Origin of the sequence: Micromonospora sp. 050-3 (assembly GCF_046549335.1) — a bacterium.
Classification (GTDB): Bacteria; Actinomycetota; Actinomycetes; order Mycobacteriales; family Micromonosporaceae; genus Micromonospora; species Micromonospora trifolii.
Window position 1 is genome coordinate 47,012 of record NZ_JAJPVX010000001.1, and the last position, 24,678, is coordinate 71,689.

General features: G+C 70.9%; 23 protein-coding genes. 16 read left to right on the forward strand and 7 right to left on the reverse strand.

Features of this window, described 5'->3' with window-relative positions; translation table 11 throughout:
- The first annotated feature begins 41 nt into the window (after positions 1–41).
- The 3 genes from ACLJOK_RS00230 to ACLJOK_RS00240 all read left to right on the forward strand — a co-directional run bounded on the left by ACLJOK_RS00230 (position 42) and on the right by ACLJOK_RS00240 (position 4,120).
- Complete coding sequence (locus ACLJOK_RS00230) at positions 42–2,441, forward strand: ComEC/Rec2 family competence protein (protein ID WP_410819179.1); 2,400 nt, start codon at positions 42–44, stop codon at positions 2,439–2,441.
- 279 nt (positions 2,442–2,720) lie between these two features.
- Complete coding sequence (gene holA / locus ACLJOK_RS00235; RefSeq protein ID WP_410815382.1) at positions 2,721–3,701, forward strand: DNA polymerase III subunit delta; 981 nt, start codon at positions 2,721–2,723, stop codon at positions 3,699–3,701.
- Positions 3,698–4,120: a hypothetical protein gene (locus tag ACLJOK_RS00240; RefSeq protein ID WP_410815384.1), complete on the forward strand. Its 423-nt coding sequence runs from the start codon at positions 3,698–3,700 to the stop codon at positions 4,118–4,120. The genes holA and ACLJOK_RS00240 overlap by 4 nt, the downstream gene beginning before the upstream one ends.
- 124 nt (positions 4,121–4,244) lie before the next feature.
- Here ACLJOK_RS00240 and rpsT read toward each other — a convergent pair whose 3' ends face one another.
- Positions 4,245–4,511: a 30S ribosomal protein S20 gene (rpsT, locus tag ACLJOK_RS00245; RefSeq protein WP_030491765.1), complete on the reverse strand. Its 267-nt coding sequence runs from the start codon at positions 4,509–4,511 to the stop codon at positions 4,245–4,247.
- A gap of 183 nt (positions 4,512–4,694) precedes the next feature.
- Positions 4,695–5,681 (reverse strand): phosphotransferase family protein, encoded by a 987-nt coding sequence (locus ACLJOK_RS00250; RefSeq protein WP_410815385.1) that lies wholly within the window; start codon positions 5,679–5,681, stop codon positions 4,695–4,697.
- A 61-nt stretch (positions 5,682–5,742) separates the two neighbouring features.
- Here ACLJOK_RS00250 and ACLJOK_RS00255 point away from each other — a divergent pair, with 61 nt between their 5' ends.
- The 9 genes from ACLJOK_RS00255 to ACLJOK_RS00295 all read left to right on the forward strand — a co-directional run bounded on the left by ACLJOK_RS00255 (position 5,743) and on the right by ACLJOK_RS00295 (position 14,965).
- Positions 5,743–6,279 carry a DUF4240 domain-containing protein gene (locus ACLJOK_RS00255; RefSeq protein ID WP_410815386.1) on the forward strand — a complete coding sequence of 179 codons (537 nt, stop codon included), beginning with the start codon at positions 5,743–5,745 and terminating at the stop codon, positions 6,277–6,279.
- Between the two features lie 116 nt (positions 6,280–6,395).
- Positions 6,396–8,273, forward strand: coding sequence for a translation elongation factor 4 (gene lepA, locus ACLJOK_RS00260; RefSeq protein ID WP_410815387.1), 1,878 nt, complete (start codon positions 6,396–6,398; stop codon positions 8,271–8,273).
- A 308-nt stretch (positions 8,274–8,581) separates the two neighbouring features.
- Positions 8,582–8,866, forward strand: coding sequence for a GlsB/YeaQ/YmgE family stress response membrane protein (locus ACLJOK_RS00265; protein ID WP_238660678.1), 285 nt, complete (start codon positions 8,582–8,584; stop codon positions 8,864–8,866).
- Between the two features lie 395 nt (positions 8,867–9,261).
- Positions 9,262–9,546 carry a GlsB/YeaQ/YmgE family stress response membrane protein gene (locus ACLJOK_RS00270; protein ID WP_410815388.1) on the forward strand — a complete coding sequence of 95 codons (285 nt, stop codon included), beginning with the start codon at positions 9,262–9,264 and terminating at the stop codon, positions 9,544–9,546.
- Between the two features lie 251 nt (positions 9,547–9,797).
- A complete protein-coding gene (locus tag ACLJOK_RS00275; RefSeq protein ID WP_410815390.1) occupies positions 9,798–11,084 on the forward strand; it encodes a sugar ABC transporter substrate-binding protein in 1,287 nt (428 codons plus the stop codon).
- On the forward strand, positions 11,081–12,067 hold the full coding sequence (locus tag ACLJOK_RS00280; RefSeq protein ID WP_410815392.1) for a carbohydrate ABC transporter permease: 987 nt from the start codon (positions 11,081–11,083) through the stop codon (positions 12,065–12,067). The genes ACLJOK_RS00275 and ACLJOK_RS00280 overlap by 4 nt, the downstream gene beginning before the upstream one ends.
- A complete protein-coding gene (locus tag ACLJOK_RS00285; RefSeq protein WP_410815393.1) occupies positions 12,064–12,894 on the forward strand; it encodes a carbohydrate ABC transporter permease in 831 nt (276 codons plus the stop codon). Before ACLJOK_RS00280 ends, ACLJOK_RS00285 begins: the two co-directional genes overlap by 4 nt.
- Before the next feature lie 83 nt (positions 12,895–12,977).
- Complete coding sequence (locus tag ACLJOK_RS00290; protein WP_410815394.1) at positions 12,978–13,619, forward strand: MOSC domain-containing protein; 642 nt, start codon at positions 12,978–12,980, stop codon at positions 13,617–13,619.
- Positions 13,620–13,771: 152 nt separating this feature from the next.
- Positions 13,772–14,965, forward strand: coding sequence for a low temperature requirement protein A (locus ACLJOK_RS00295; protein WP_410815395.1), 1,194 nt, complete (start codon positions 13,772–13,774; stop codon positions 14,963–14,965).
- Positions 14,966–14,992: 27 nt separating this feature from the next.
- Here ACLJOK_RS00295 and ACLJOK_RS00300 read toward each other — a convergent pair whose 3' ends face one another.
- From ACLJOK_RS00300 to ACLJOK_RS00310, 3 genes are all read right to left on the reverse strand, one after another.
- A complete protein-coding gene (locus tag ACLJOK_RS00300) occupies positions 14,993–16,180 on the reverse strand; it encodes a low temperature requirement protein A (protein ID WP_410815396.1) in 1,188 nt (395 codons plus the stop codon).
- Between the two features lie 190 nt (positions 16,181–16,370).
- Positions 16,371–17,273, reverse strand: coding sequence for a phytanoyl-CoA dioxygenase family protein (locus ACLJOK_RS00305; protein ID WP_091409805.1), 903 nt, complete (start codon positions 17,271–17,273; stop codon positions 16,371–16,373).
- Between the two features lie 221 nt (positions 17,274–17,494).
- The gene (locus ACLJOK_RS00310) at positions 17,495–18,355 is read right to left on the reverse strand and encodes a hypothetical protein (RefSeq protein ID WP_410815397.1); all 861 of its coding nucleotides are present in this window, start codon (positions 18,353–18,355) and stop codon (positions 17,495–17,497) included.
- Between the two features lie 321 nt (positions 18,356–18,676).
- Between ACLJOK_RS00310 and ACLJOK_RS00315 the strand changes: the two genes are divergently transcribed.
- Complete coding sequence (locus ACLJOK_RS00315) at positions 18,677–19,441, forward strand: SDR family NAD(P)-dependent oxidoreductase (protein WP_328652545.1); 765 nt, start codon at positions 18,677–18,679, stop codon at positions 19,439–19,441.
- Positions 19,442–19,483: 42 nt separating this feature from the next.
- Here the strand turns inward: ACLJOK_RS00315 and ACLJOK_RS00320 are convergent, their stop codons facing one another.
- Positions 19,484–20,272, reverse strand: a complete 789-nt coding sequence (locus ACLJOK_RS00320) for an enoyl-CoA hydratase-related protein (protein ID WP_410815399.1) — start codon at positions 20,270–20,272, stop codon at positions 19,484–19,486.
- A 19-nt stretch (positions 20,273–20,291) separates the two neighbouring features.
- Here ACLJOK_RS00320 and hemW point away from each other — a divergent pair, with 19 nt between their 5' ends.
- The gene (gene hemW / locus ACLJOK_RS00325; protein WP_410819181.1) at positions 20,292–21,515 is read left to right on the forward strand and encodes a radical SAM family heme chaperone HemW; all 1,224 of its coding nucleotides are present in this window, start codon (positions 20,292–20,294) and stop codon (positions 21,513–21,515) included.
- A 66-nt stretch (positions 21,516–21,581) separates the two neighbouring features.
- On the opposite strand, the gene ACLJOK_RS00330 is transcribed toward hemW, so the two are convergent.
- The gene (locus tag ACLJOK_RS00330; RefSeq protein WP_410815401.1) at positions 21,582–22,208 is read right to left on the reverse strand and encodes a DUF4870 domain-containing protein; all 627 of its coding nucleotides are present in this window, start codon (positions 22,206–22,208) and stop codon (positions 21,582–21,584) included.
- A 225-nt stretch (positions 22,209–22,433) separates the two neighbouring features.
- Between ACLJOK_RS00330 and hrcA the strand changes: the two genes are divergently transcribed.
- Both hrcA and dnaJ read left to right on the forward strand, forming a co-directional pair.
- Positions 22,434–23,456: a heat-inducible transcriptional repressor HrcA gene (gene hrcA / locus ACLJOK_RS00335; protein WP_354946410.1), complete on the forward strand. Its 1,023-nt coding sequence runs from the start codon at positions 22,434–22,436 to the stop codon at positions 23,454–23,456.
- Positions 23,457–23,531: 75 nt separating this feature from the next.
- The gene (gene dnaJ / locus ACLJOK_RS00340; protein WP_181518639.1) at positions 23,532–24,677 is read left to right on the forward strand and encodes a molecular chaperone DnaJ; all 1,146 of its coding nucleotides are present in this window, start codon (positions 23,532–23,534) and stop codon (positions 24,675–24,677) included.
- The last annotated feature ends 1 nt before the right edge of the window (position 24,678 follow it).

The window sequence follows — 24,678 nt, forward strand, 5'->3', positions numbered from 1 at the left end:
CCGCTGCTCCTTCGCCGGCCGGTAGGGCTCAGCCCGAGCCGCTGGCTGGGCCGGCGCAGGGCACGCCACTGGTTGGCCGGGCCCGGTCTGAGCCGCCGGATCTGCGACTGGCTGGGCTCGCGGTGGCGGCCTGGCTCACGGCGCTCTCCGGCCTGCACCTCGGCAGCCGCACCACGCTGCTGGTGGCCGGCGCAGCGGCCGGTCTGACGGCAATTGGTGCCGTGCATCTGCTCGGCCGCCTCGGCAGTCCCCGAGCCGTGGTGCGGCGCTACGGGTGGGTCGCCGTGGCGGTGGGCCTCGGTGTGGTCTGTGGTGGTGCGGCCACCGCCGCCCGGCTCGCCGTTCGCGACGCGCCGGTGATCCGTGCCCTCGCCGAGCACCGGGCTCCGATCACCGCCGACCTGGTCGTCCGGGACGATCCGCGCCCGATCCGGAGCGCCGGGCGGCCGGGAATGCTGCTGGTGTCGACCGAGTTGGTCCGGCTCATCGGCCCGGACGGTCGACGCATCCACGCGTCGGTGCGGCTGCTCGTCCTGGCGACCGACCCGGCCTGGCGGGGCCTGCTGCCCGGGCAGCGCCTCACCGTCGACGGCCGGCTCGGCGTTCCGCGCGGCGGCGACCTCACCGCGGCGGTGCTCAGCACCAACGATCCGCCGGAGCGGCACGGCGCGCCGTCCTGGGCGCAGCGCGCCGCCGGGACGCTGCGTGCCGGTCTGCAACGGGCCTGCGCGCCGCTGCCCGACGACCCCGGTGGGCTGCTGCCCGGTCTGGTGGTGGGTGACACCAGCCGCCTTCCACCCGCCGTCGAGGCGGACTTCCAGGCCACCGGGATGACCCATCTCAACGCGGTATCCGGTTCCAACGTCGCGATCGTGGTGGGTGCGGTGCTGTTGCTGGCCCGGTGGTCGCGTGCCGGTCCGTGGCTCGCCGCCGCGCTGTGTGGGGTGGCGCTGGTGGGGTTCGTCATCCTGGTCCGCCCGTCGCCGAGCGTCGTACGGGCAGCCACGATGGGAGCGATCGGGCTGGCCGCGCTCGCCGCCGGTCGACCTCGGGCGGCGCTGCCCGCGCTGGCCGCCGCTGTGACCGTGCTGGTGCTCGTCGACCCCGAGTTGGCCGGGGACCCCGGGTTCGCCCTCTCCGTGCTGGCCACCGGTGGCCTGTTGCTGCTCGCGCCGCGCTGGCGGGACGGGTTGCGTCGGCGAGGTGTCCCGCCTGGGCTGGCCGAGGCGTTGGCCGTGCCGGCGGCCGCCCAACTTGCCTGCGGCCCGGTCGTCGCCGGGATCTCCGGCACTGTGAGCCTGGTGGCGGTGCCGGCGAACCTGTTGGCGGTGCCGGCCATCGCGCCAGCGACAGTGCTGGGTGTGCTGGCGGCCGTGGTGTCGCCGATCTGGCCGGCCGGTGCCGAGTTCGTCGCGTGGCTGGCGAGTTGGCCGGCCTGGTGGCTGGTGGTCATCGCCCGTCACGGTGCTCGACTGCCAGGTGGCACTCTGCCCTGGCCGGGCGGGGTGCCCGGCGCCCTGCTGCTGACCGGGCTGACCGTCGCGCTGCTGATCGCGGTTCGCCGGCCCCTCGTACGCCGGCTGGTGGCGGTGGTGGGGGTTGCCGCCGTGCTGGGTGCCCTGCCGGTTCGGCTGGTGGCCGCCGGCTGGCCGCCCGCCGGGTGGGTGGTGGTGGCCTGCGCGGTGGGGCAGGGCGACGCGCTGGTGCTGCCGGTCGACCCCGGCCGGGCCGTGGTGGTGGACGCCGGGCCGGAACCGGGTGCGGTGGACGGTTGCCTGCGTCGGCTCGGCGTACGGGAGGTGCCTCTGCTGGTGATCAGCCACTTCCACGCGGACCACGTGGGCGGGGTGGCCGGGGTGTTCCGGGGGCGGCGGGTGGGTGCCGTGCTGACGCCGTCGTCCACCGACCCGGAGAGCGGTCGGGACCTGGTTCGGGCGGCGGCCACCGGCGGGCGGGCCGCGCTGCTGACCACCGTGGCGGGCGCTCGCCATCCCGTGGGCGGGGTAGACCTGCTGGTGCTCGGCCCGCCGTACCCGCTGGCCGGGACCAGGTCCGACCCGAACAACAACTCGCTGGTGCTGCGCGCCACGGTGGCCGGGGTGCGGATCCTGTTGGCCGGCGACGCGGAGACCGAGGAGCAGCACGCGATGGTGGCGCGGGCGGCACCCGGCCAGTTACGGGCGGACGTGTTGAAGGTCGCGCACCACGGGTCGGCGTACCAGGACCAGGGCTTCCTCGACGCGGTGCGGCCGACGGTGGCGCTCGTGCCGGTGGGCACGGGCAACACCTACGGGCACCCGAGTCCGGGGCTGCTCGCCCAACTGGGCAGGGGCGGCGTGCGGGTGCTGCGTACGGACACGGACGGCGACGTGGCGGCGGTCCGGACGGGCAACGGTCTGGCGGTAGCCCGGCGAGGTGTGCCCGCAGGCCGGCGGCCCTGAGCGCAGGCCGGCATCCCTGTGCGCAGGTCGACAGCCTGGACCCGCGATGGCCCCACGGTCGCTGATCGACTCGGGATCATTGAACCCGGGGTATCACCGGCGGTCCGATACCGCAGTTTCCTTGATCCCGTGTGGATCAAGGTGGACGGCTTCCTATTGGACGGGCGACTTGCGGATTAAGCGGAGGATTGAGTTGGATGTCTGGATTTGCGCTGTGTGCGGGCTGCGCCGATCAAGCAGCGAATGAGCAGGCACGATCCCGCCGCAGGCCGTGCGAATATGGGCGGCGTGACCCCCGCCAGCCTCGCTCCCATTCTGCTCGTCCTCGGTGACGAGGAACTGCTCGCCACGCGCGCGGTCACCGAAGCTGTCGCGAAGGTTCGCGGTGTGGACCCCGAGGTTGACGTCCGCGAGTACCAGGCCAGCGCGCTCGCCGTCGGCGAGATCGCCGAAATGCTCAGCCCCTCGCTGTTCGGCGGGCGGCGGCTGCTGATCCTGCGTTCCGGCCAGGACGCCCGCAAGGACCTGGTCGCCGCGCTGCTGGCGTACGCGAAGAATCCCGACCCCGAGGTCCAGCTGCTGGTGCTGCACCTGGGCGGTGCCAAGGGCAAGGCGTTCGCCGACGGTCTGCGGGCGGCCGGCGCGACGGTGGTTCCGGCGGCCAAGCTCAAGGGGCACCGCGACCGGGTGGCCTTCGTCCGCGACGAGATCCGCCGGGCCGGCGGAAAGTGCACCGACGACGCCGCCGAGGCGCTCATCGCGGCGGTCGGCAACGACCTGCGTGAGCTGGCCGCCGCCTGCTCCCAACTGGTCGCCGACACCGATGGCCGGATCAGCGCCGAGACGGTCTCCCGTTACTACCGGGGCCGGGTCGAGGTGACCGGCTTCACGGTGGCGGACGCCACAATGGTCGGCGACGTGCCGGCGGCGCTCGAGGCACTGCGCTGGGCCCTGCACGTCGGGGTCGACCCGGTGCCCATCGCCGACGCCCTGGCCGACGGGGTGCGCACTGTGGCCCGGGTGGCATCGGCCGGGCGAGGTAACGCGTACCAGCTCGCCAGCAGCCTCGGAATGCCCGCCTGGAAGATCGAACGGGCGCAGCGGCAGGGGCGGGGCTGGACGCCGGAGGGCCTGGTCCGGGCCATGCAGGTCGCCGCCGAGTGCAACGCGGCCGTCAAGGGCGGCTCCGACGACCGGGCGTACGCCCTGGAGCGCGCGGTCTTCTCGGTCGCGGCGGCCCGGCAGGGCAGCGCCAGGTGACGGGGGCGAACCGCCCAGCGTGGGCCACCATTCCCGTGGACGAGGAGCGTTACCGGCCGCTCTACGCCCGGCTCCTCGGCCTGCGGTTCGTCAACCCCGGTGGTGTGCTGTGCTTCCTCTTCTTCGAGGGTGCCATCGCCCTGGCGGTGCTGCTCGCCCTCGCCGAGCTGGTCAGCTGGTGGGCGGTGCTGGTGCTGCCGGTCGTGGTGGCCGCCATGGTCAAGCTCAACGACATGGTGGCCGCGATCGTGATCCGCTCCGCCGCGCTCGTGCCCGAACAGGAACGGGACCGGTTTCGCCGACAGATGGAACCGGTGGTCGGCCGAGCCCGGGTGGAGTGGGTCTCGCACAGCGTTCCCGGCGTGGTGATCACCGCCGACCCGGTGCCGCCGCCCCGGCGGGCCAACCCGTCAGACTGAGCGCCGACCCCGTCGGCATTCACGCACAGAACGGCCGGCCCGGATAGAACCGGCCGGCCTGTGGACACACGGAAACCCCGGGCCGGGGCCCGGGGTTTTCCGAATCAGTCTGACGGTGAAAACGTCAGGCGGACAGCGACACCACGCGCTTCGCGATCGCGGACTTGCGGTTCGCGGCCTGGTTGGAGTGGATCACGCCCTTGCTGACGGCCTTGTCCAGCTTGCGCGAGGCGTCCAGCATGAGCGCGGTCGCCTTCTCGACGTCACCGGCCTCGGCAGCCTCGTGGAACTTCCGGACGGCGGTCTTCAGCGACGACTTGACCGACTTGTTGCGCAGCCGGGCCTTCTCGTTCTGCCGGTTGCGCTTGATCTGGGACTTGATGTTCGCCACGCGACAGCCTCGTCTTGATAGCTCGGGTTGGTCAGCTTATTGCGCGTGATGACGAACATGCGTCATCGCTGCGCGAAGAGCCAGGTTACCAGGTCGCCGGGGACGAGCCAAAACGGCTCGGCCTTCGCGCGGACGGACCCGGCCCGTCGGGGACCAGGTTACGCCCTCGACCAGTACGGCGGCTCACCGCCAGCCCTGGCGGCGGGCCAGCCAGTCGAGCGACTGCTCGCCGCTCCATCGCTGGTGGGCGGGCAGGTGCGGTGAGGCCGTCGGGGGTGCCGCCGCAGCGCCGGTGAGGTAGTAGCCGGCCAGCGCGGCCAGTGTCGCGTCCAACGCGTCCGGGGGCGCGTCGGCGGTGGCCGGGTGCGCGGCGAAGAGCCGGTCCGCGTCCAGCCCGCTGGCGTACGCGGTGAGCAGCAGGCCGGCCAGGTCGAACCAGGCCGGCCCGGAGCAGACCCAGGTCCAGTCGCAGAACCAGGCTCGGCCGTCCGAGTCGATCAGCACGTTGTCGACCCGCAGGTCACCGTGGATCAGGCCGGTCGCCCCGGCGGCGTAGCGGGGGAGGAGAGACTCCAACTCCACCAGCTCGGGCAGCCGGCCCAGCAGCGGCGCGGGCAGTTGTGGGGTCGGCTCGCGACCGGCGGCGACCTCCTCCCACCAGAGGATGTCCGACCGGGCCAGGTCGGACAGGTACGGCAGGCCGAGCGCTGTCAGCTCGGCCGGCGGGTCGGCCAGGGCGGCGGCGATTCGCGCGTACCCGGCGAGGGTGGCGTCCAACTCGGCGGGCACCCAGGGCAGGTGCGGGGTGTGCCCGTCGACCGCGTCGGTGCAGAGCACGAACCAGCCGGCCGCGGAGAGGGTCCAGCGGGGGCGGGGCGCCGGCAGGTCGGTCGGCAGCCGATCCAGGATCGCGGCCTCCCGGGCGTACCAGTGGACCAGATGCGGTTGCTCGGCGGCGGGTGCGGCCTTGACGAAGGCCCGACCACCGTCGGCGGTGTCGAGCACGGCGGCGAACCCCCGGGTGAAGCCCGCGGCAGCGACCCGGGCGGTGACCACCGGCGCGCCGAGCCGTTCGGCGACCGCGGCCCGCAGCGCCGCCGGCAACGCGGGCCACGACGGGCGCAGGGCGCTCGCGTGGTACGGAATCGGCGGCAGCAGGGGAGAGGACATCCCACCATGCTGCCCCGGGGTACGTGCGCGACGCACGGCGACACTGCCAGACTGCCAAGCCATGAGGACCGAGGACTTCTGGAAGCTGATCGACGAGGCGCGGGCCGGCGGCGGGGGTGAACCCGGCCCGGTCGCCGCGCGGGCCGTGGCGCTGCTCGCCGAGCGCGACCCGGAGGACATCATCGGGTACGCGCGGCACCAGACGCGGGTGCTGGCCGCCTCGCACAAGGCGGATCTGTGGGGCGCGGCGTACCTGATCAACGGTGGTGCCTCGGCCGACGGCTTCGAACACTTCCGGGGCTGGCTGATGACCCAGGGGCGGGCCGTGTTCGCCCGTGCGGTCGCCGAACCGGACTCGCTGGCCGAACTGCCCCAGGTGCGGGCGGCCTCGCTCAGCGGCGAGGAGTTCTCCGCCGAGCGGATGCTCTCGGTGCCCTGGGACGCGTACCGCAAGGCCACAGCTACCGAACTGCCGGCGGACCGCGACCCGGTGCGGACACCGGACCTCAACGACTTCTGGGACTTCGACGACGAGGACGAGGCACGTCGACGGCTGCCCCGGCTGGCCGCGCTCTTCGTCGAGCCGCCGATGGAGTGAGGGGTCCTCGGGCCGTTCCATCGCCCGCGCAGTGGGCGCACCCCGGCGGCGTGGGAACATAGAGGGGGTCGGCGGCGCGCCGGCCTGTTCACGTCAGCCGACCAGAACGGACCGCTGTGCCACCGAAGCTCGATCCCGGCGCGAACGCCCCTGGTGCCACCGACCCCGGTCGCATCCGGAACTTCGGCATCATCGCCCACATCGACCACGGGAAGTCGACCCTGGCCGACCGGATGTTGCAGCTCACCGGCGTGGTCGACCCGCGGCAGATGCGCGCGCAGTACCTGGACCGGATGGACATCGAGCGCGAGCGCGGCATCACCATCAAGAGCCAGGCCGTCCGCATGCCGTGGACCATCCGCGAGGGTGAGCGGGCCGGTGAGCAGGCGGTGCTCAACATGATCGACACCCCGGGGCACGTGGACTTCACCTACGAGGTGTCCCGGTCGCTGGCCGCCTGCGAGGGTGCCGTGCTGCTGGTCGACGCCGCGCAGGGCATCGAGGCGCAGACCCTGGCCAACCTCTACCTCGCTCTCGAGAACGACCTGCGCATCATCCCGGTGCTCAACAAGATCGACTTGCCGGCCGCGCAGCCGGAGAAGTACGCGGAGGAGCTGGCCCACCTGATCGGCGGCGACCCCGCCGACTGCATCCGCGTCTCCGGCAAGACCGGCGAGGGCGTTCCGTACCTGCTCGACGAAATCGTCCGGCAGTTCATTCCGCCGGTCGGTGACGCCGTGGCGCCCGCCCGGGCGATGATCTTCGATTCGGTGTACGACGTCTACCGCGGCGTCGTCACGTACGTCCGGGTCATCGACGGGCGGATCAGCGCCCGCGATCGGATCAAGATGATGTCCACCGGTGCAGTGCACGAGCTGCTGGAGATCGGTGTCATCTCACCCGAGATGGTCAAGGCCGAGGCGCTCGGCGTCGGCGAGGTCGGCTACCTGATCACCGGTGTGAAGGACGTCCGGCAGTCTCGGGTCGGTGACACGGTCACCATCAACAGCCGGCCGGCGGCCGAGGCGTTGGGTGGCTACAAGGACCCGAAGCCGATGGTCTACTCCGGCCTCTATCCGATCGACGGGTCCGACTACCCCAACCTGCGCGAGGCGTTGGACAAGCTCAAGCTCAACGACGCCGCCCTGGACTACGAGCCGGAGACCTCCGGCGCGCTCGGCTTCGGCTTCCGCTGTGGCTTCCTCGGCCTGCTCCACCTGGAGATCATCCGGGAGCGGCTGGAGCGCGAGTACAACCTCGACCTGATCTCCACCGCGCCCAACGTCGTCTACCGGGCGATCACGGACGACGGCGAGGAGATCGTCGTCACCAACCCGAGCGAGTACCCCACCGGCAAGATCGCCGAGGTGTACGAACCGGTCGTGCGGGCGACCGTACTGACGCCCAACGACTACGTGGGCGCGGTCATGGAGCTCTGCCAGGGCCGGCGCGGCAACCTGCTCGGCATGGACTACCTCTCCGCCGACCGGGTGGAGCTGCGCTACACGCTGCCGCTCGCGGAGATCATCTACGACTTCTTCGACCAGCTGAAGAGCCGTACCAAGGGCTACGCCTCACTCGACTACGAGCCCACCACCGAGCAGGCGTCCGAGCTGGTGAAGGTGGACATCCTCCTGCACGGCGAGCCGGTGGACGCGTTCAGCGCCATCGTGCACAAGGACAAGGCGTACAACTACGGCGTCACCATCGCCGCCAAGCTGCGCACCCTGATCCCGCGCCAGCAGTTCGAGGTACCGATCCAGGCGGCCATCGGCAGCCGGGTCATCGCCCGGGAAACCATCCGGGCGATCCGCAAGGACGTGCTCGCCAAGTGCTACGGCGGCGACATCAGCCGTAAGCGCAAGCTGCTGGAGAAGCAGAAGGAAGGCAAGAAGCGGATGAAGATGGTCGGCCGGGTCGAGGTGCCGCAGGAGGCCTTCATCGCCGCCCTCTCCTCCGACTCCGGCGACGGCAAGGCCGCCGGCAAGAAGTAGTTGGCGTCGCCGTACGTGCCCGGGTGCCATCCGCACCCGGGCGCGTCGCGTTTCCGGGTGTGCGCGGCGGGTGTGACCACCCGGTGCGGAAATTTTTTCGGTAGCTGTCGTGGGGTCGGAGAGTCGATGAGATGGGCTTCTACCTGTGTGGACGCACTCTCACGCGAACCGACGCACCGCCACAGCATTGACAACTGACGTTGTCCTTTGAGGTGAGTCGGTTTGGGCTTTCGGTGGGTCGGGCACTTAGCCGTCACGACAGGAAGCACACACCTCGTGTGTCACACATTCTTTGAAGGAGGGCGACCGTGGAGTTCACCGTGTGGGGCATCATCACTGCGATCGTTGTCGGTCTCATCGTCGGCGCGCTCGGCCGGCTGGTCGTCCCGGGCCGGCAGAACATGCCGATCTGGCTGCACATGCTGATCGGCATCGGCGCCGCGCTGCTGGGTACCGTCCTGGCGCGGGCCATCGGCATCGCGACCGAGACGAACGGTATCGACTGGGGCGAGCTGCTGGTGCAGGTAGTGGTGGCCGCGATCGCTGTCGCGCTGGTGGCCGGTGTGGGTGGCCGCCGCCGCGTGACCCGGTAACACCACAGCACCAACTCGTACCACCGCGACACCTCCGATGGGCGCCCGACCGACAGGTCGGGCGCCCATCGGCGTTCTGCCCGCCGGGAGGGCCGTCGCCGCGTCCTGCTCGACGTCTCCGGCGGGCTGGATCGCGGTGATCGACTCGGTTCTGGTGATGTCGCGGTGTCCCGGTGGGTCCAATGCCGCGGATTCAATGACCTCGTGTTGATCATGGCGCGGTGGCGCGGTGGCCCGGGGAGATGGTGGGACCGCTGTGGATCGTGTCCTTGTTGGCCAAGTCGTGATCGTTTGGTGAGTGAAGTCGGTTTGGATTTTAGGTGCGTCGGGCAATTAACGGTCACGACAGGAAGCACACGCACCGTGTGTCAGACATTCTTTGAAGGAGGGTGGCCGTGGAGCTCACCGTGTGGGGCATCATCACTGCGATCGTTGTTGGTCTCATCGTCGGCGCGCTCGGCCGCCTGGTCGTCCCGGGCCGGCAGAACATGCCGATCTGGCTACACCTGCTGATCGGCATCGGCGCGGCCCTGCTGGGCACCGTTCTGGCGCGGGCCATCGGCATCGCGACCGAGACGAACGGTATCGACTGGACCGAGCTGCTGGTGCAGGTAGTGGTGGCCGCGATCGCTGTCGCGCTGGTGGCCGGTGTGGGTCGCCGCCGCAGCGTCACCCGATAACGACCAGGCATCATCTGGCGACACAGCACCACTGCTAGGAAAGCACGACTGGAAAGGGCGCCCGGCCGAGAGCCGGGCGCCCTTTCGTGCTGAAAGGCCCGACTTTGGCCGGATGTTGGAGTGCTGGTCGTCGGGCCGCTGCGGTACGGTCGCCACGCTTCGGCCAGTCCCGCCCACTGTCGTAAAGGAATTCTCCGTACTAGGGTGCGGCGGAGAAGGTTAGTTCCAAGCGGCGCGAGGGGAGAAGTGGCGTGAACAGGTGGAAGCGGCTGGCCCCGGTCACCGCCATGGTGGCCTCGGCCGCGATGGTGCTGACCGGCTGTGGAGGTTCCGGCGACGACGCGGCCGACGACAGCAAGCTCACGGTCTGGATGATGGGCGAGGGCGGCGACGCGCAGAACTCCTTCCTCGACGGAGTCGAGGCCGAGTTCCGCCAGAAGCACCCCGACACCGACGTGGTCGTGCAGTACATCCCCTGGCTGGAGGCGCCCAAGAAGTTCCAGGCGGCGCTCGCCGGCGGTGAGGGCCCGGACATCACCGAGTTGGGCAACACCGAGACTCAGGGTTGGGCCGCCCAGGAGGCGCTCGCCGACGTGAGTGGTCGGATGGGCGGCTGGGCCGACGGCAAGGATCTGCTGCCCGACCTGGTGCGCAACGCGCAGCTCGACGGCAAGCAGTACGGAGTGCCCTGGTACGCCGGTGTGCGCGCCATCTACTACCGCACCGACTGGTTCGCCGAGGCCGGCGTGCAGCCCCCGAAGACCTGGGACGAGCTTGTCACTGTGGCCAAGGCCGTGCAGGCGAAGAAGAAGGGCACCTACGGCATCGCGCTGCCCGGCAACTCCGAGCTGCCCTTCTACTCCTTCCTCTGGGGCGCGGGCGGCGAGATCGCCAGCAACCAGGGCGGCACCTGGAAGTCCGGCTACACCACGCCCGAGGCGCAGCGGGCCGTCAAGTTCTGGACCGACCTGGTGACCGTGCACAAGGTCGCCCCGCCGGCGGCGGCGGGTTGGAACGAGATCGACGCGCGTACCCAGTTCGCCACCGGCAAGGCCGCGATGGCCTTCGCGGGTAGCTGGCAGCAGGGCGCCATCAAGAAGGACAACCCCGAGATCGAGAAGGTCTGGGGTACGTTCCCGATCCCCGGCCCGGACGGCAAGGCGGCGCCCGGTTTCGCGGGCGGCTCGGACGTGGCGATCTGGAAGGACAGCGAGCGGCAGGACCTGGCCTGGGACTACCTGACAGTGCTGCTGAACAAGAAGAACGCGCAGAGCTTCGCGAGCAGCCTCGGCTTCTTCCCCGTCTACCAGGACCTGGTCTCCGGTGACGCGTACGCGAACGACAAGGTGATGGCGGCGTTCGCCACCACCATGCAGAACACCAAGCTCACGCCGCTCACCCCGAAGTGGGTGGAGGTCAGCCGGACGAAGACGGTGACCCAGGCGATGAACAGCTCGGTCATGAAGGGTCAGAAGACGGTCGAGAAGGCTACCGCCGACGCGGCCGGTGAGATGGAAGGCATTTTGAACAGCAAGTGAGCTCACAGACAAAAAACCCGGAGACGGCCGCCGCGCGGGAGACCCCCGCGCTGCGGCGTCGCCGGGTGGACCGCCTGCCCTACCTGCTGCTCCTGCCCGCCCTGCTGATCATCGGAGTGCTGCTGCTCTGGCCGCTCGGCCAGGTGGTGGTGATGTCCTTCTACCGGCTGAACAGCGTCCGCCAACTGCGCGGCGATCGGGAGTGGCCGTGGGTGGGGCTCGGCAACTACGCCGACATCCTCTCCGACCCGTTCTTCCTGACCGTGCTGCGCAACACCGTCCTGTTCGCCGCGGCCAACGTGCTGCTCACCATGGTGCTCGGCACCCTGGTGGGGCTGCTGCTCAACCGGCTCGGTCGCAAGATGGCGACGTTCGTGGCCAGCTGCGTGATGCTCGCCTGGGCCACGCCGGCGCTGACCGGCACCATCGTCTGGAAGTGGATCTTCGACGACACGAGCGGCCTCGTCACGTGGCTGTTCAACGCGTTGCCGGACGGGCTCTCGAACAGCCTGTTCGGGCGCAGCGACTGGACCGGCTACGGCTGGTTCAACTCGCCGCTGCTCTTCTTCGCCATCCTCACCCTGGTGGTGGTCTGGCACTCGTTCCCGTTCATCGCGGTGAGTGTGCTGGCCGGTCTCAAGAGTGTGCCGAGTGAGCTGCACGAGGCGGCCCGGGTGGACGGCGCCAGCCCGTGGCGGGTCTTCTGGAAGATCACCTTCCCGTTGCTGCGCCCGGTCTTCGGGATCCTGATCGTGCTCTCCACGATCTGGGACTTCAAGGTCTTCACCCAGCAGTTCGTGCTGGCCGGCGGCACCCAGGACCGGCCGACGTTCATGCTCGCCATCTACTCGTACGCCGAAGCCTTCTCACCGCCGCCCAAGTACGGGCTCGGCGCGGCCATCGCGGTGATCCTCACGCTGATCCTGCTCGTGGTCACCGGCTTCTACGTACGGATGGTGCTCAGGCAGGAGGACGAGTCATGAAGAAAATCGCCCTCAACGGCGCCGGGCTGCTGGTCGCGCTCTTCGCGGCGTTCCCGGTCTACTGGATGATCTCCACCTCGCTGAAGCCGAGCAACGAGATCTTCTCGGCCACCCCGCAGCCGGTGCCGACCCATCCGACGTTGGCGCACTACCGGGAGATCCTGACCGGCAACCTGATCCCCGGCGTCAGCTTTCTCGACTTCTTCCTCAACAGCGCGTTGGTCGCCGTCTCCACTGTGGTGCTCAGCGGCCTGGTGGCCTTGCTCGCCGCGACCGCTGTCGCCCGGTTCCGGTTCCGGCTGCGGACCAGCTTCCTGATCATGCTGCTGGTGGTGCAGATGATCCCGCTGGAGGCGTTGGTCATCCCGCTGTTCCTGATGATCCAGCGGCTCGGGCTCTACAACACCCTGCCCAGCCTGATCCTCACGTACCTCGGCTTCTCGCTGCCGTTCGCGGTCTGGATGCTGCGCGGCTTCGTCGCCGCCGTGCCCAAGGAGCTGGAAGAGGCGGCGGCGATCGACGGGGCCAGCCGGGCCCAGATCTTCCGCCGGGTGCTCTTCCCGCTGGTCGCGCCGGGCCTGGTGGCAACCAGCATCTTCTCCTTCATCACGGCGTGGAACGAGCTGATCTTCGCGTTGACGTTCATCAACGACCAGGGCAGTTACACGCTGCCGGTGGCGATGACCTTCTTCTTCGGCCGGGACGACACCAACTGGGGGCCGGTGATGGCCGCGTCCACCCTGTTCACCCTGCCGGTCATCATTTTCTTCCTGCTGGTGCAGCGTCGGATGGTCTCCGGCCTGGTGGCCGGCGCCGTCAAGGGCTGACCCGCGCCGCGACGGCTGACGCCGGTGCTGACGCCCGGCCGGGAGGGCTGGCCGGCGATGGACCGCCAACTAGGCTGACGGTCATGACGGGCAGGGTGGCAGCGGTGAACCTCGGCATCGTGACCGAGGCGGGGTGGGCCGGCGACGCGAGCGGTCGCAGCGGCATCGACAAACGGCCGGTCGACGGCCCGGTTTCGCTGCTCACCGGCGGCCTGGCGGGCGACTTCATCGGCGAGCGGGCTCATCACGGTGGCCCTGACCAGGCGGTCTACGCCTACGCGGAGGAGGACGCCGCCTGGTGGGTGGCCGAGTTGGGCCGCGCCATAGCGCCCGGCGGCTTCGGCGAGAACCTGACCACCTACGCGGTCGACGTGACGGGTGCGGTGATCGGCGAGCAGTGGCAGGTCGGCTCCGCCCTGCTCCAGGTCACCAAGCCGCGCACCCCCTGCACCACCTTCGCCGGGTTCTGGGGCGTACCGGATCTGATCAAGCGGTTCACCGTCCGGGCATCGCCCGGGGCCTACCTGCGGGTGCTGCGCGAGGGGGAGGTCGGCGCGGGCGACCCGATCGAGGTGGTGGACCGGCCGGCGCACGGTGTCACCATCGGCGAGGTGTTCCGGGCGACCAGCCTGGAGCCGGAGTTGTTGCCTCGGCTGCTCGACGCCGAGGACCTGCCGGCGCCGATCCGGGAGAAGGCCCGACGACGCCTCGCCGCCCGGGGCTGACCGGCCGGGACGACCGTCGACGCGACGGGGCCCGGGAAGCACCGACGGGCACGCCACGGATTCGCCCGCAAGAACCTCGATGACGGGCCCGGCGACCGACTTGCCCGTATTGTCCCCACGGAGGGCGTGCGGCGGGGACCGGGTGGAGCGCGATGTCGATGGCGACGGACGGCGGTGCCGCAGCGGCGTCGCCCAGCGACCCGGGCCTGGAGCGTCCGGCGTTCCTCGAGCTCTTCTTCGACCTCGTCTACGTCTTCGCGCTGGTCACCCTGGCGACGGTGCTGGCCGACGACCTGACCTGGACGGGCGTCGCCGAAACGCTGGTGCTGCTGCTCGGGTTCACGATGATCTGGGCGCTGACCGTCTGGGCGGCGGACAGCGTCGACCTGACCCGCCCGGTCGGGCAGGGTCAGTTCATCTGGGTGGCGGCGGCCAGCCTGCTGTTGGCCGCGCTCGCCGCCGATGCGTTCGGCGATCGCCGGCTGCTCTTCGCGACCACGTACGTGGTCATTCACCTCAGCACCACTGCCTACTACGTCCTGCTCGTCTCGTCGAGGAGACTGCCGCGTCGCACCATCCGGATCCAGATCTGGGAGGGCATCGCCGGCATCGGCTGGATCGGTGGGGCGCTCGTCGGCGGCTCGGGGCAGTTGGCGATCTGGGCGCTCGCTGTCGTCGTCGAGTATTGCGCAGCCGCGTTGGGCTGGCCTGTGCCCGGGATCGGCCGCTCACGGCCGCGCGACTGGCGGCTGGTCGGCGGGCGGGTGGCCGAGCGTTACCGGCAGTTCGTCATCGTCGCGCTCGGTGTCTCGATCTTCGCGACCGGAACGACCTTCAGCATGAGCGAGTACACGCTGGAGCGAGCCTGGGCGCTGCTCGTCGTGTTCACCACCATCGTCTTGATGTGGCGGATCTACATCTACCGCGCCGGTGAGCTGCTGACCGACGCAATCGCACGGTCGTCCAACCCGGCGCTGCTCACCCAGTCCGCCGCGGTCACCCATCTGATCATGGTGGCCGGAATCGTCGGCGCGGCGGTCACCAGCCGGCTCGTGGTGAGCCGCCCGTTGGGCGAGACCCCGCCCTCGTGGGCCGCGGTGATCCTCGGCGGACCCGCGTTGTACCTGATCGGTCGGGGCGTCCTCGACTTCACAGTGTTCGGGCGGATCTCGCGGTCCCGGTCGGCCGGGCTGGTGCTGTTGGCGGCCGTGGCGCCGGCAACGCCAGTGCTGCCGCCGGTGCTGGTCGCCCTGCTCGCCATGGCGGTGCTGCTCCTGATCGCCGTGGCGAACCTGGTGAGCACCCGGCGACACGCGCGTACGCCGGCACCGCCGATGCTGCGGTGACTCCGCATGGCGGTCGCGGACGGCCCGTCATGGCGATGGCGCGGCGGCCTCGACCAGGTGCCTGCGCGCGGCCAGCCCTTCCCCGACCAGGGTGATCAGCAGGACCAGGTTCGCCAGCACCAGGCCGGCCAGGGGCGGCAACAGGAGGGTGGCGGGTGCCACCAGGGCGCACAACACCACGATCGCCAGCACCCGGGACCAGAGGGTCCGGCCGGTCACCACGGCATCGAACAGGACGCTGCCGAGCAGGAACAGGACCGGTCCGCCGAGGGTGGCGACCATCAGCTCGACCGGGGCGTGGCCGAACGGCCGGTGGATGACCAGCGAGGTGCTGGTCGAGACCAGCACCACCCCGGCCACCATGACCAGATGGCTGTACGAGGTGGAGGTGCCGGAGCGGACCCGTTCCACAGTTGCGACGCTCGGTGGCGCAAGGATCCGCTGGACCCGCTGGAAGTAGAGCTGGAACAGCAGGACCGCGCTGACGAACGCGACAGCGCCGGTGGCCACCGCGCCGGCCGTGAATCCGCTGCCGGCCAGCCCCATGCCGGTGCTCAGGATCAACTCGCCGAGCGCGACGATAAAGATCGCCCGGTGCCGCTCGGAGAGGTGCACCCCGGTGAAGATCTGGCTGGCAAGCTCGGTACGCCCCAGCCTCGGCGTCGGCCAGCCGATCCGGGCCGAGCCGAGGTCGACCGCCACAGCGAGCGACCAGAGCACCAGTCGGGCGGTCCCGTCCACGAACACCCCGGCCACCCAGGGCGTCACTGTGACGCCGAACCAGAAGAACACCCGGATGCTCCTGGCCTGGATCGGACGGTTCACCCGGGTGCCGGGGATCAGGACGGCGTCGCGGACCAGGTGGATGCCGAAGTAGGCCGCGACGAAGAGCCACCCGTACCGACCGAAGGCGTACGGAGTCGCGATCGCCATCAGCAGCGTGCCGAGCATGACCAGCAGGGTGGTCGCCTGGATGATCGGCAGTCGGGGGTTGAACAGGTCGGTGAGCCACGCGGTCAGCACCCAGACCCACCAGGCGGCCAGCAGCAGGACGGCGGTCTGCGCCGCACCCCGGACGGTGAGGTTCTCGGCCAGGCTGGCAGCGAGCCGGGAGAACATGAAGATGTAGACGAGATCGAAGAAGAGTTCCAGGAAGGTCGGGTATTCCGGCTCGCCGCGGCGGCGGAGGATCCGGGGGAGCGGAGCGGATGTCACTGCGCTGCCTCCTGTGCCACCCACGCCCTGGGCGGGGGCGCCGCGCCCCGACCTGCGCACCCGCCACGCTACCGACAGTGCGGTCTCCGGTGGCCGGAACGGGCTCGGCCCGAATGGTCGGGTCCGCAGACGTGGAACGGCCCCCCGCCAACGCTGAGCGTCGGCAGGGGGCCGTCCTACGGGCAGTGGATCAGCGGAGCCAGGGGATGTTGCGGTCGAGCAGACCGCGCTCCTTGAGCTCCTTGCGCAGCGGGATCTCGTCGTCGACGTACCCGTCCCAGTTGATGCCCCAGTAGTTGGCGGTGTGGGTGCCCTCACCGATCAGCTGGCGCTGCACCGGGGTGCGGTTGCGGTACCACTCGCCGTTCACGTCGGGGTGCAGTTCGTCCAGCGGACGGATCCACCGGTAGGTGTAGCCGACGAAGAGCATCTTGCGGGTGATGGTCGACAGGTTCGTCGACCGCGAGTGCCACTGCCGGCGGTCGAAGATGAAGGCGTCGCCCGGGTTGGCGGTGATCTCCACCGTGCCCTCCGGGTCGGGGTTCTGCACCGTGAGGTCCGCCGGCCGGGGCAGCGAGTTCTTCAGGTGGCTGCCCGGGATGACCTTGGTGGCGCCGCGGCCGGTCTCGGAGAGGTCCGACAGCACGTACGCGACCTTCAGCGAGAACATCGGCCGAGGCAGGTTCGGGTCCATCGTCTCCGGGTCGGAGTTCTGCCGGTAGCCGTCCTGGTGCCAACCCCAGTACGGCTTCTCCGGCTCGGCGGCCGGCGGGGTGACGTCCAGGTGGTTGTGGTGGGTGTAGATGTTCCAGCCGGCCAGCCCCCACATGTACGGGAAGGCGATCGGGTGGGTCAGCAGCTCACCGAAGAGTTCGTCGCGCTCCAGGAAGCCCAGCAGGTGCAGGGTCCCGTCCTTCTTGGTGGTGCCCTTCGCCTGCTCCTCCGCGTAGACGCGGTCGACCGCCGCCTCCAGCGCCGCCCGGTGGTCCTCCGTCAGGACGTTGCGCAGCAGGAGGAAGCCCTGCTCGTGGAACTCCTTGCGGTCAGTGTCGCTGATCGGTTCGTAACCGGTCCGGTCGCCGTAATCGAACACCGCGTCGTACCCCTCCCCATGAGGTGAAACCTTTTCTGGCACAGGCCGCCGATCGTAACGCGGTGGTCCAGGCATCGGGGAGGGTGTGGCGCGGGATCGGGCCACGGTGGGACCCCACGCAGCGAGAGAAACGCACAGGGTGAGATCTGGGCGATCAATAGTGCGATTTGGCAGGTATTGCCCGATTGTGCGGTGACTGCCGGTTAAGAGATCCGGGTCGGTCAACCCTCGTTGAACACCTCGGCCACCACCTGGCCGGCGGGGCTCTGCCGACCGTCCACCCGGCCCCACGAGCCGTCGCGGGCGGTCCACTCCAGGTCGCCGAAGCGGACCCGCTTGACCCCGTGGTCCTGGGCGTGCGAGACCAGCCAGTGCGCGTACCGCCAGCCGTCGCGCTGGTCGCCCGGAGTCACCGCCAACCCGGTCGGGTTGGTCGGGTCGGTGCCCTTCAACCCCCAGTCGAGCACCAGGTTGCGGGTCAGCTGCGCGGCCGCCGCCGCGCCGTGCATCGCCGGGGTACGCCCCACCGAGCAGGCGACCGCGCCGCTGGCGTCGCCGAGCAGGGCCCGGCTGAGCACCTCGGAGTCGTCGGACCACTTCTGGTACGCCTCGGGGAACGCCGAGCGCTGCACCCGCTGGGCGGCATCGGTGACCCGCATCTTCTCCCAGCCACGCACCTTCTTCAGGGCCGCGTAGAACCGGTTGGCCGCGTAGCGCGGGTCACGGATCTGCGCCGGAGTGCCCCAGCCCTGGCTCGGCCGCTGCTGGAACAGGCCGACCGAGTCGCGGTCGCCGTCGGCGAGGTTGCGCAGCCCGGACTCCTGGTAAGCGGTGGCGAGCGCGACCACGACGGCCCGTTCGGGCATTCCGCGCTTCGCGCCGATCGCGGCGATGGTCGCGGCGTTTGCCATCTGGTCGGCGTCCAGCGCGACCCGTCCGTCGGCCTGCACTGTGCACTTCCGTGCCACCAACGGCAACCTCAGGTTGTCGCCCACCTGCCGTACGACGAGCCAGATCGCGATCACGGCGACGAGGATGAGCACCACTCCACCCGCCACGGTTGCCCGAGTTCGCACCCACACCCCCAGATCGACAGTTCGCCAAGCGTACGTCCCCGCAGGCCCTCTGCGGGTCGTCCGAGTAGTTCGGGCCCAGCCTGGCCGACTCCGACCGGTTCGGGGGCGGCTCCGCTGTCGCGTACCGGTTGGCGACGTTCCCGCTCCGGTCGCGATCTCACCTGCCGCGCCGTTCTGTCACAGGCCCCGGTGCGGGGCTGTCGTGCGCGTCACCGGGTAAGCGATAACGGGAAGCGATTGACCGGTCAAGGACTTAACCTAGTTGACATATCAATCCGACCTACCACCCATGCCGGGCGCGTTGGTCGTCAACCGAGGAGGAGTTCCATGGGAACGCTCGATGGCAAGGTCGTGCTGATCACCGGCACCGGCGGTGGGCTGGGCCGCGTCGCGGCGCTGACCTTCGCCCGCGAGGGCGCAAAGGTCGTCGGGGCCGACCTCCAGGTCGCCGGTAACGACGAGACCGTCGAACTCGTCCGTCGCGCCGGCGGCGAGATGACCGGCATCGCGCCGGTCGACCTCACCGACCCCGAGCAGGTACGCAAGCTCGTCGACGACGCCGCGGCCGCCTACGGCGGGCTCGACGTGGTCTACAACAACGCAGCAGCGCTCCGCTTCGGCCCGATGCCCGACTTCTCCGTGGAGGACTGGCGCTACACCATCACCGGAGAACTCGACATTCCGTACTTCGTGTCGAAGTTCGCCTGGCCGCACCTGGTGCGGCGGGGCGGCGGTGTCATCATCAGCGCCGCCTCCATGGCCGGGTTGATCGGCGGCCACGTCCCGCCGATGGTCGGTCACACCGCCGCGAACGCCGGCATCATCGGCATGACGCGACAGCTCGCGCTCGAAGGCGCGCCCCACGGCATCCGCGCGGTGGCGGTCAGCCCCGGGCCCACCCTCACCCCGGCCAGCGAACGCGACCTCGGTGACAACCAGGAGGCGCGGGACGCCATCACCGCCAAGACGCTCCTCAAGCGCTTCGCGCGCCCCGAGGAGGTCGTCGAGCTGGTGGTCTTCCTCGCCTCCGACCGGGCGTCGTACATCACCGGGGCGAACTACCCGGTCGACGGCGGCGCGACCGCCTGGTGACCCAGCCTTGGGGCGCCACCGCTCCCGGTGGCGCCCCGACCGTCAGTCGTCGAAGGCGGGCACCCAGCGCGCCGGTCGACGTTCGCGGAACGCCATGACGCCCTCGCGCCCCTCGTCGGACAGGAAGTAGCCGGTCGAGACGGCGGAGAGTCGGGCCAGGTCGGCGCGCAACTCGGCGGTACCCGGTCGGCGCAGCAGCTCCTTCGCGCCGGCCAGCGCCCCGGGCGCGCCGCGCACCAGCGAGTCGCAGTAGCCCCGTACCGCGTCGTCCAGCCCGTCCGCCGGGACCGAGGCAGTCACCAGGCCGATCTCGGCGGCGCGACGACCGTCGAAGGTCTCGCCGGTCAGGTACAGCTCGGCGGCGGCGCGGGGGTGCAGCCGGGGCAGCACGGTCGCCGAGATCACCGCCGGGATCACCCCGATGCGTACCTCGGTGAACGCGAAGGTCGCCTCGTCGGCGCAGACCGCCAGGTCGGCGGCGGCGATCAGGCCAAGCCCACCGGCCCGCGCGGGCCCGCCGACCCGGGCCAGCACCGGCTTCGGGCACTCCCAGAGCGCCGCGAGCACGTCACCCAGCATCCCGGCCGGCACCGTGCCGCTGGCGTACGCCGCGGCGGTCTCCTTCAGGTCCGCGCCGGAGCAGAAGACCGGGCCGGTGTGGTCGAGCACGATCACTCGGACCGCCTCGTCGGCGACCGCGTCCGCCAGCCCGGCCAGCAGTTGGGTCATCAGGCCGGTGGAGAGCGCGTTGCGGTTGTGCGGGCTGTCCAGGGTGAGGGTGGTCACCCCGCGGGCCGTGGCGACCCGCACGAGGACGTCGGGAGAGGTCATGCCGGGCACACTAGTGGCCATGCCCGGCGTCCTTCCAGATGGTGAGACCGTCCCCGTCGACGGATCGTTGCCCGCCACCGCCACCACTGCGGTCGGCGCGCGCGGCTTCGGCGTGTACGTGCACGTCCCGTTCTGCGCCAGCCGCTGCGGTTACTGCGACTTCAACACCTACACCGCCTCCGAGCTGGGCGGCGGCGCCAGCCGCGAGGGGTACGCCGACACCGTCCTGGCCGAGCTGACGCTCGCCGCCCGGGTGCTCGGCGACACCCCGCCGCCCCGGGTCGACACCGTCTTCGTCGGCGGCGGCACGCCCACCCTGCTCCCCGCCGACGACCTGGCCCGCATCCTCGACGGCATCGACAGCACCTGGGGGCTGGCCGCCGACGCCGAAGTGACCACCGAGGCCAACCCCGAGTCGGTCACCCCGGAATCGTTGAAGCTGCTGCGGGCCGCCGGCTACACCCGGATCTCGCTGGGCATGCAGTCCGCCTCCCCGGGGGTGCTGGCGATCCTGGACCGCAAACACAGCGCCGGCCGGGCCACCGCCGCCGCCCTGGAGGCGCGCGACGCCGGGTTCGAGCACGTCAACCTGGACCTGATCTACGGCACCCCCGGGGAGCGGGCCGAGGACTTCGCCGCCTCGCTGGAGCAGGTCGTCGCCGCCGGAGTGGACCACGTCAGCGCGTACGCCTTGATCGTCGAGGACGGCACCCGGCTCGCCGCCCGGATGCGGCGCGGCGAGCTGGCGTACCCCAGTGACGACGTGGCCGCGGACCGCTACCTGGCCGCGGAGGCCGCGCTCGACGCGGCGGGGCTCTCCTGGTACGAGGTCTCCAACTGGGCCCGCACCGAGGAGGCCCGCTGCCGGCACAACCTGCTCTACTGGACCGGCGCGGACTGGTGGGGGCTGGGGCCGGGGGCGCACAGCCACGTCGGTGGGGTGCGCTGGTGGAACGTGAAACACCCCTCGGCGTACGCCCAACGCTTGGCCGCGGGCGCGTCTCCCGGCCTGGCCCGAGAGGTGCTCACTGTCGACGAGGCCCACATGGAGGACGTGATGCTCCGGCTGCGGCTGGCCAGCGGCCTCCCGCTGGCGGTGCTCGACGCCACCGGCCGGGCCGGCGCCGAACGGGCGCTCGCCGGCGGCCTGCTGGCCGCCGACGAGTACGCCGCCGGCCGGGCGGTGCTCACAGTGCGCGGGCGGCTGCTCGCCGACGCTGTCGTCCGCGACCTGCTGCCCTGAGTGGCCCACCGCCCCTGGACCGCGGCAGCGGTGAACCAGTCCGGCCGGGGGAGCGGCCGGCCCGGTTCACTTGATGAAGTTGGCCGTCATCGGGTAGCGGTACGGGGTGCCCTCGTTGGCCTTCATGCCGGCGATGATCCCGAACAGGATCTGGATCACCACGACGGCGATGCTGGGCAGGAAGAGCAGGCACCAGCTCACGAAGAGCAGCACGAACGCGATGATCGACCAGAGGATCTGGAAGTTCAGGGCGGCGAGGGCGTGCGCCCGGACGGTCGGCGACTGCTGGCCGCGGGCCAGGTAGGCGATCAGCGGGGCGACGAAGCCCAGCGGACCGAAGCTGACCAGCGCGCCGAGGGCGCCGCCGAAGTGCGCGACCAGCGCCCAGGTCTTGTCCTCGTTGTTGGCGTAGCCGCCACCGGGGCCGCCGTAGGCCCCACCGGCCGGGTAGCCACCGGGCGGGGGGTAGCCACCGGGCGGGGGGTAGCCGCCTGCCGGAGGGTAGCCGCCTGACGGCGGTTGGTCACCGGTGGGCGGAGGATAGCCACCGGCCGGGGGATAGCCGGCCGGGCCGGGAGCCCCGGACAGTGGTGCGGTGGGCGGCTCGGCCGACGGGAACGGGCCTGGGGAGGTGGGCTCCGGCGGGTAGTTGCCGGGGTCGCCCGACCCGGGAGGGCGAGGAGGTTCAGTCATGGATGTCACGGTAGGGGCCCATGGCAACGCCGCACCAGAGCGACACCGCCTGGCAGTGCGGGCCGATCGGCCCAACAGCGTGGCGTGGGCCGCACCGGCGGGTGGCCGTTGATCATCGCGTCGGCGGGTCCGCCGACGTAGACTGGCACTCGCTACAGTCGAGTGCCAGTACGGCCCGGCCGGCCCGGAGCGCCGGCGGCCGACGTGCGACAGGAGGTGCGGAGGATGGGTCTCGACGACCGGAAACTCGCCGTGCTCCGCGCCATCGTCGAAGACTACGTCTCCACCCAGGAGCCGGTCGGCAGCAAGGCGCTGGTCGAGCGGCACCAGCTCGGGGTCTCCCCGGCCACGGTTCGCAACGACATGGCCGTGCTGGAGGAGGAGGGCTACATCCGGCAGCCGCACACCAGTGCCGGCCGGGTGCCCACCGACCGCGGCTACCGCCTCTTCGTCGACAGGTTGTCCCGGGTCAAGCCGCTCAGCCCGGCCGAGCGCCGGGCCATCGAGCGCTTCCTGGTCGGCGCGGTCGACCTCGACGACGTGGTGCACCGCACAGTGCGGTTGCTCGCCCAGCTGACCAGGCAGGTCGCCGTCGTGCAGTACCCGAGCCTGGCCCGCTCCTCGGTGCGTCACCTGGAGCTGGTGCCGATCTCCACCACCCGGCTGATGCTCGTCATGATCGCCGACACCGGGCGGGTGGAGCAGCGACTCGTGGAGCTGCCCGGGCCGGTGCCCGCCGACGACGTCACCGACCTGCGCCGACTGATCAACGAGAAGCTCGCCAACGCCCGGCTGTCCGAGACGCCACCGCTGGTGCAGGCGCTGGTCGAGGAAGCGCCGACCGGGCTGCGTCCGACAATGACCACGCTCGCCACCGTTCTGCTGGAGACGCTCGTCGAGCGGCACGAGGAGCGGATCGCGCTCGCCGGCACCGCGAACCTCACCCGGGGCGGCCTGCTCGACTTCCAGGGCTCCCTGCGGCCGATCCTCGAAGCTCTGGAGGAGGAGGTCGTGCTGCTCAAGCTCATCGGTGAGACCGAGCCAAGCACGACCCGTGTGCTGATCGGCGACGAGAACGAGTTCGACAACCTGCGCGCCGCCTCGGTGGTCAGCACCGGGTACGGCCCGGGCACCACCATCCTGGGCGGCCTGGGGGTGCTGGGGCCCACCCGGATGGACTACCCCGGCAACATCGCCACGGTGCGCGCCGTGGCACGCTACGTGGGCGAGTTGCTGGCCCAGAACTGATTGGTCAGGGCCGATGCGGCCGGCTGCGGCCGCCGACCGGCACAACGCGAGACGAACATGAGGACACGGAACGCAGTGGCCAGGGACTACTACGGCATTCTCGGTGTGAGCCGGGAAGCCTCCGATGACGAGATCAAGCGCGCCTACCGCAAGCTGGCGCGCCAGTTCCACCCGGACGTCAATCCGGACCCGGAGGCTCAGGAGAAGTTCAAGGACATCAACGCCGCGTACGAGGTCCTCTCGGATGACCGGAAGCGGCAGATCGTCGACCTGGGCGGCGACCCGCTCGCCCCGGGTGGTGGCGGCGCCGGTGGCCCGGGTGGCCCCGGAGGCGCCGGCCCGTTCGTCGGTTTCCAGGACATCATGGACGCGTTCTTCGGCGGTGCCGGAGGTGGTGCCCGTGGCCCACGCCCGCGTACCCGCCCGGGCGCCGACGCGATCCTGCGGCTCGAACTCGACCTGCACGAGACGGCGTTCGGCGTCGAGGCCCCGATCACCGTCGACACCGCTGTCCTCTGCACCACCTGCTCCGGTGCCGGCACGGCCGCCGGCACGCACCTGGCGACCTGCGAGGCGTGCGGCGGTCGGGGCGAGGTGCAGTCGGTGCAGCGCACCTTCCTCGGCCAGGTGGTCTCCGCCCGGCCGTGCACCGTGTGCCAGGGCTACGGCACCACCATCCCGCACCCCTGCCCCACCTGCGCCGGCGACGGCCGGGTGCGGACCCGCCGCTCGCTGACCGTCAAGATCCCGGCCGGCGTCGAGGACGGCATGCGGATCCGGCTGGCCCAGCAGGGCGAGGTGGGCCCCGGCGGCGGCACCGCCGGCGACCTCTACGTGGAGATCCACGAGCGCCCGCACGACGTGTACTCCCGCAAGGGCGACGACCTGCACTGCCGGGTCACAGTGCCGATGACGGCGGCGGCGCTGGGCACCCGGCTGACCATCAAGACGCTGGACAGCGAGGAGACCGTCGACGTCAAGGCCGGCACCCAGCCGGCCAGCACGCTGCGACTGCGCGCCCGGGGCGTGCCGCACCTGCGCGGCACCGGCCGAGGCGACCTCTACGTGCACCTGGACGTGCGGACTCCGACCAAGCTCGACCCGGACCAGGAGAAGATGCTGCGCGACTTCGCCAAGACCCGTGGTGAGGAGGTCGCCGAGTTATCCAAGCAGGGCGGCTTCTTCTCCCGGATGCGCGACGCGTTCAACGGGCACGCCTGAG

Coding starts and splice junctions, on each gene's coding strand:
- holA (WP_410815382.1), top strand. CDS start 2,721: ATGGGCGGCGTGACCCCCGCCAGCCTCGCTCCCATTCTGCTCGTCCTC.
- ACLJOK_RS00250 (WP_410815385.1), bottom strand. CDS start 5,681: ATGTCCTCTCCCCTGCTGCCGCCGATTCCGTACCACGCGAGCGCCCTG.
- ACLJOK_RS00255 (WP_410815386.1), top strand. CDS start 5,743: ATGAGGACCGAGGACTTCTGGAAGCTGATCGACGAGGCGCGGGCCGGC.
- ACLJOK_RS00285 (WP_410815393.1), top strand. CDS start 12,064: ATGAAGAAAATCGCCCTCAACGGCGCCGGGCTGCTGGTCGCGCTCTTC.
- ACLJOK_RS00290 (WP_410815394.1), top strand. CDS start 12,978: ATGACGGGCAGGGTGGCAGCGGTGAACCTCGGCATCGTGACCGAGGCG.
- ACLJOK_RS00295 (WP_410815395.1), top strand. CDS start 13,772: ATGTCGATGGCGACGGACGGCGGTGCCGCAGCGGCGTCGCCCAGCGAC.
- ACLJOK_RS00315 (WP_328652545.1), top strand. CDS start 18,677: ATGGGAACGCTCGATGGCAAGGTCGTGCTGATCACCGGCACCGGCGGT.
- ACLJOK_RS00320 (WP_410815399.1), bottom strand. CDS start 20,272: ATGACCTCTCCCGACGTCCTCGTGCGGGTCGCCACGGCCCGCGGGGTG.
- hemW (WP_410819181.1), top strand. CDS start 20,292: ATGCCCGGCGTCCTTCCAGATGGTGAGACCGTCCCCGTCGACGGATCG.
- ACLJOK_RS00330 (WP_410815401.1), bottom strand. CDS start 22,208: ATGACTGAACCTCCTCGCCCTCCCGGGTCGGGCGACCCCGGCAACTAC.
- hrcA (WP_354946410.1), top strand. CDS start 22,434: ATGGGTCTCGACGACCGGAAACTCGCCGTGCTCCGCGCCATCGTCGAA.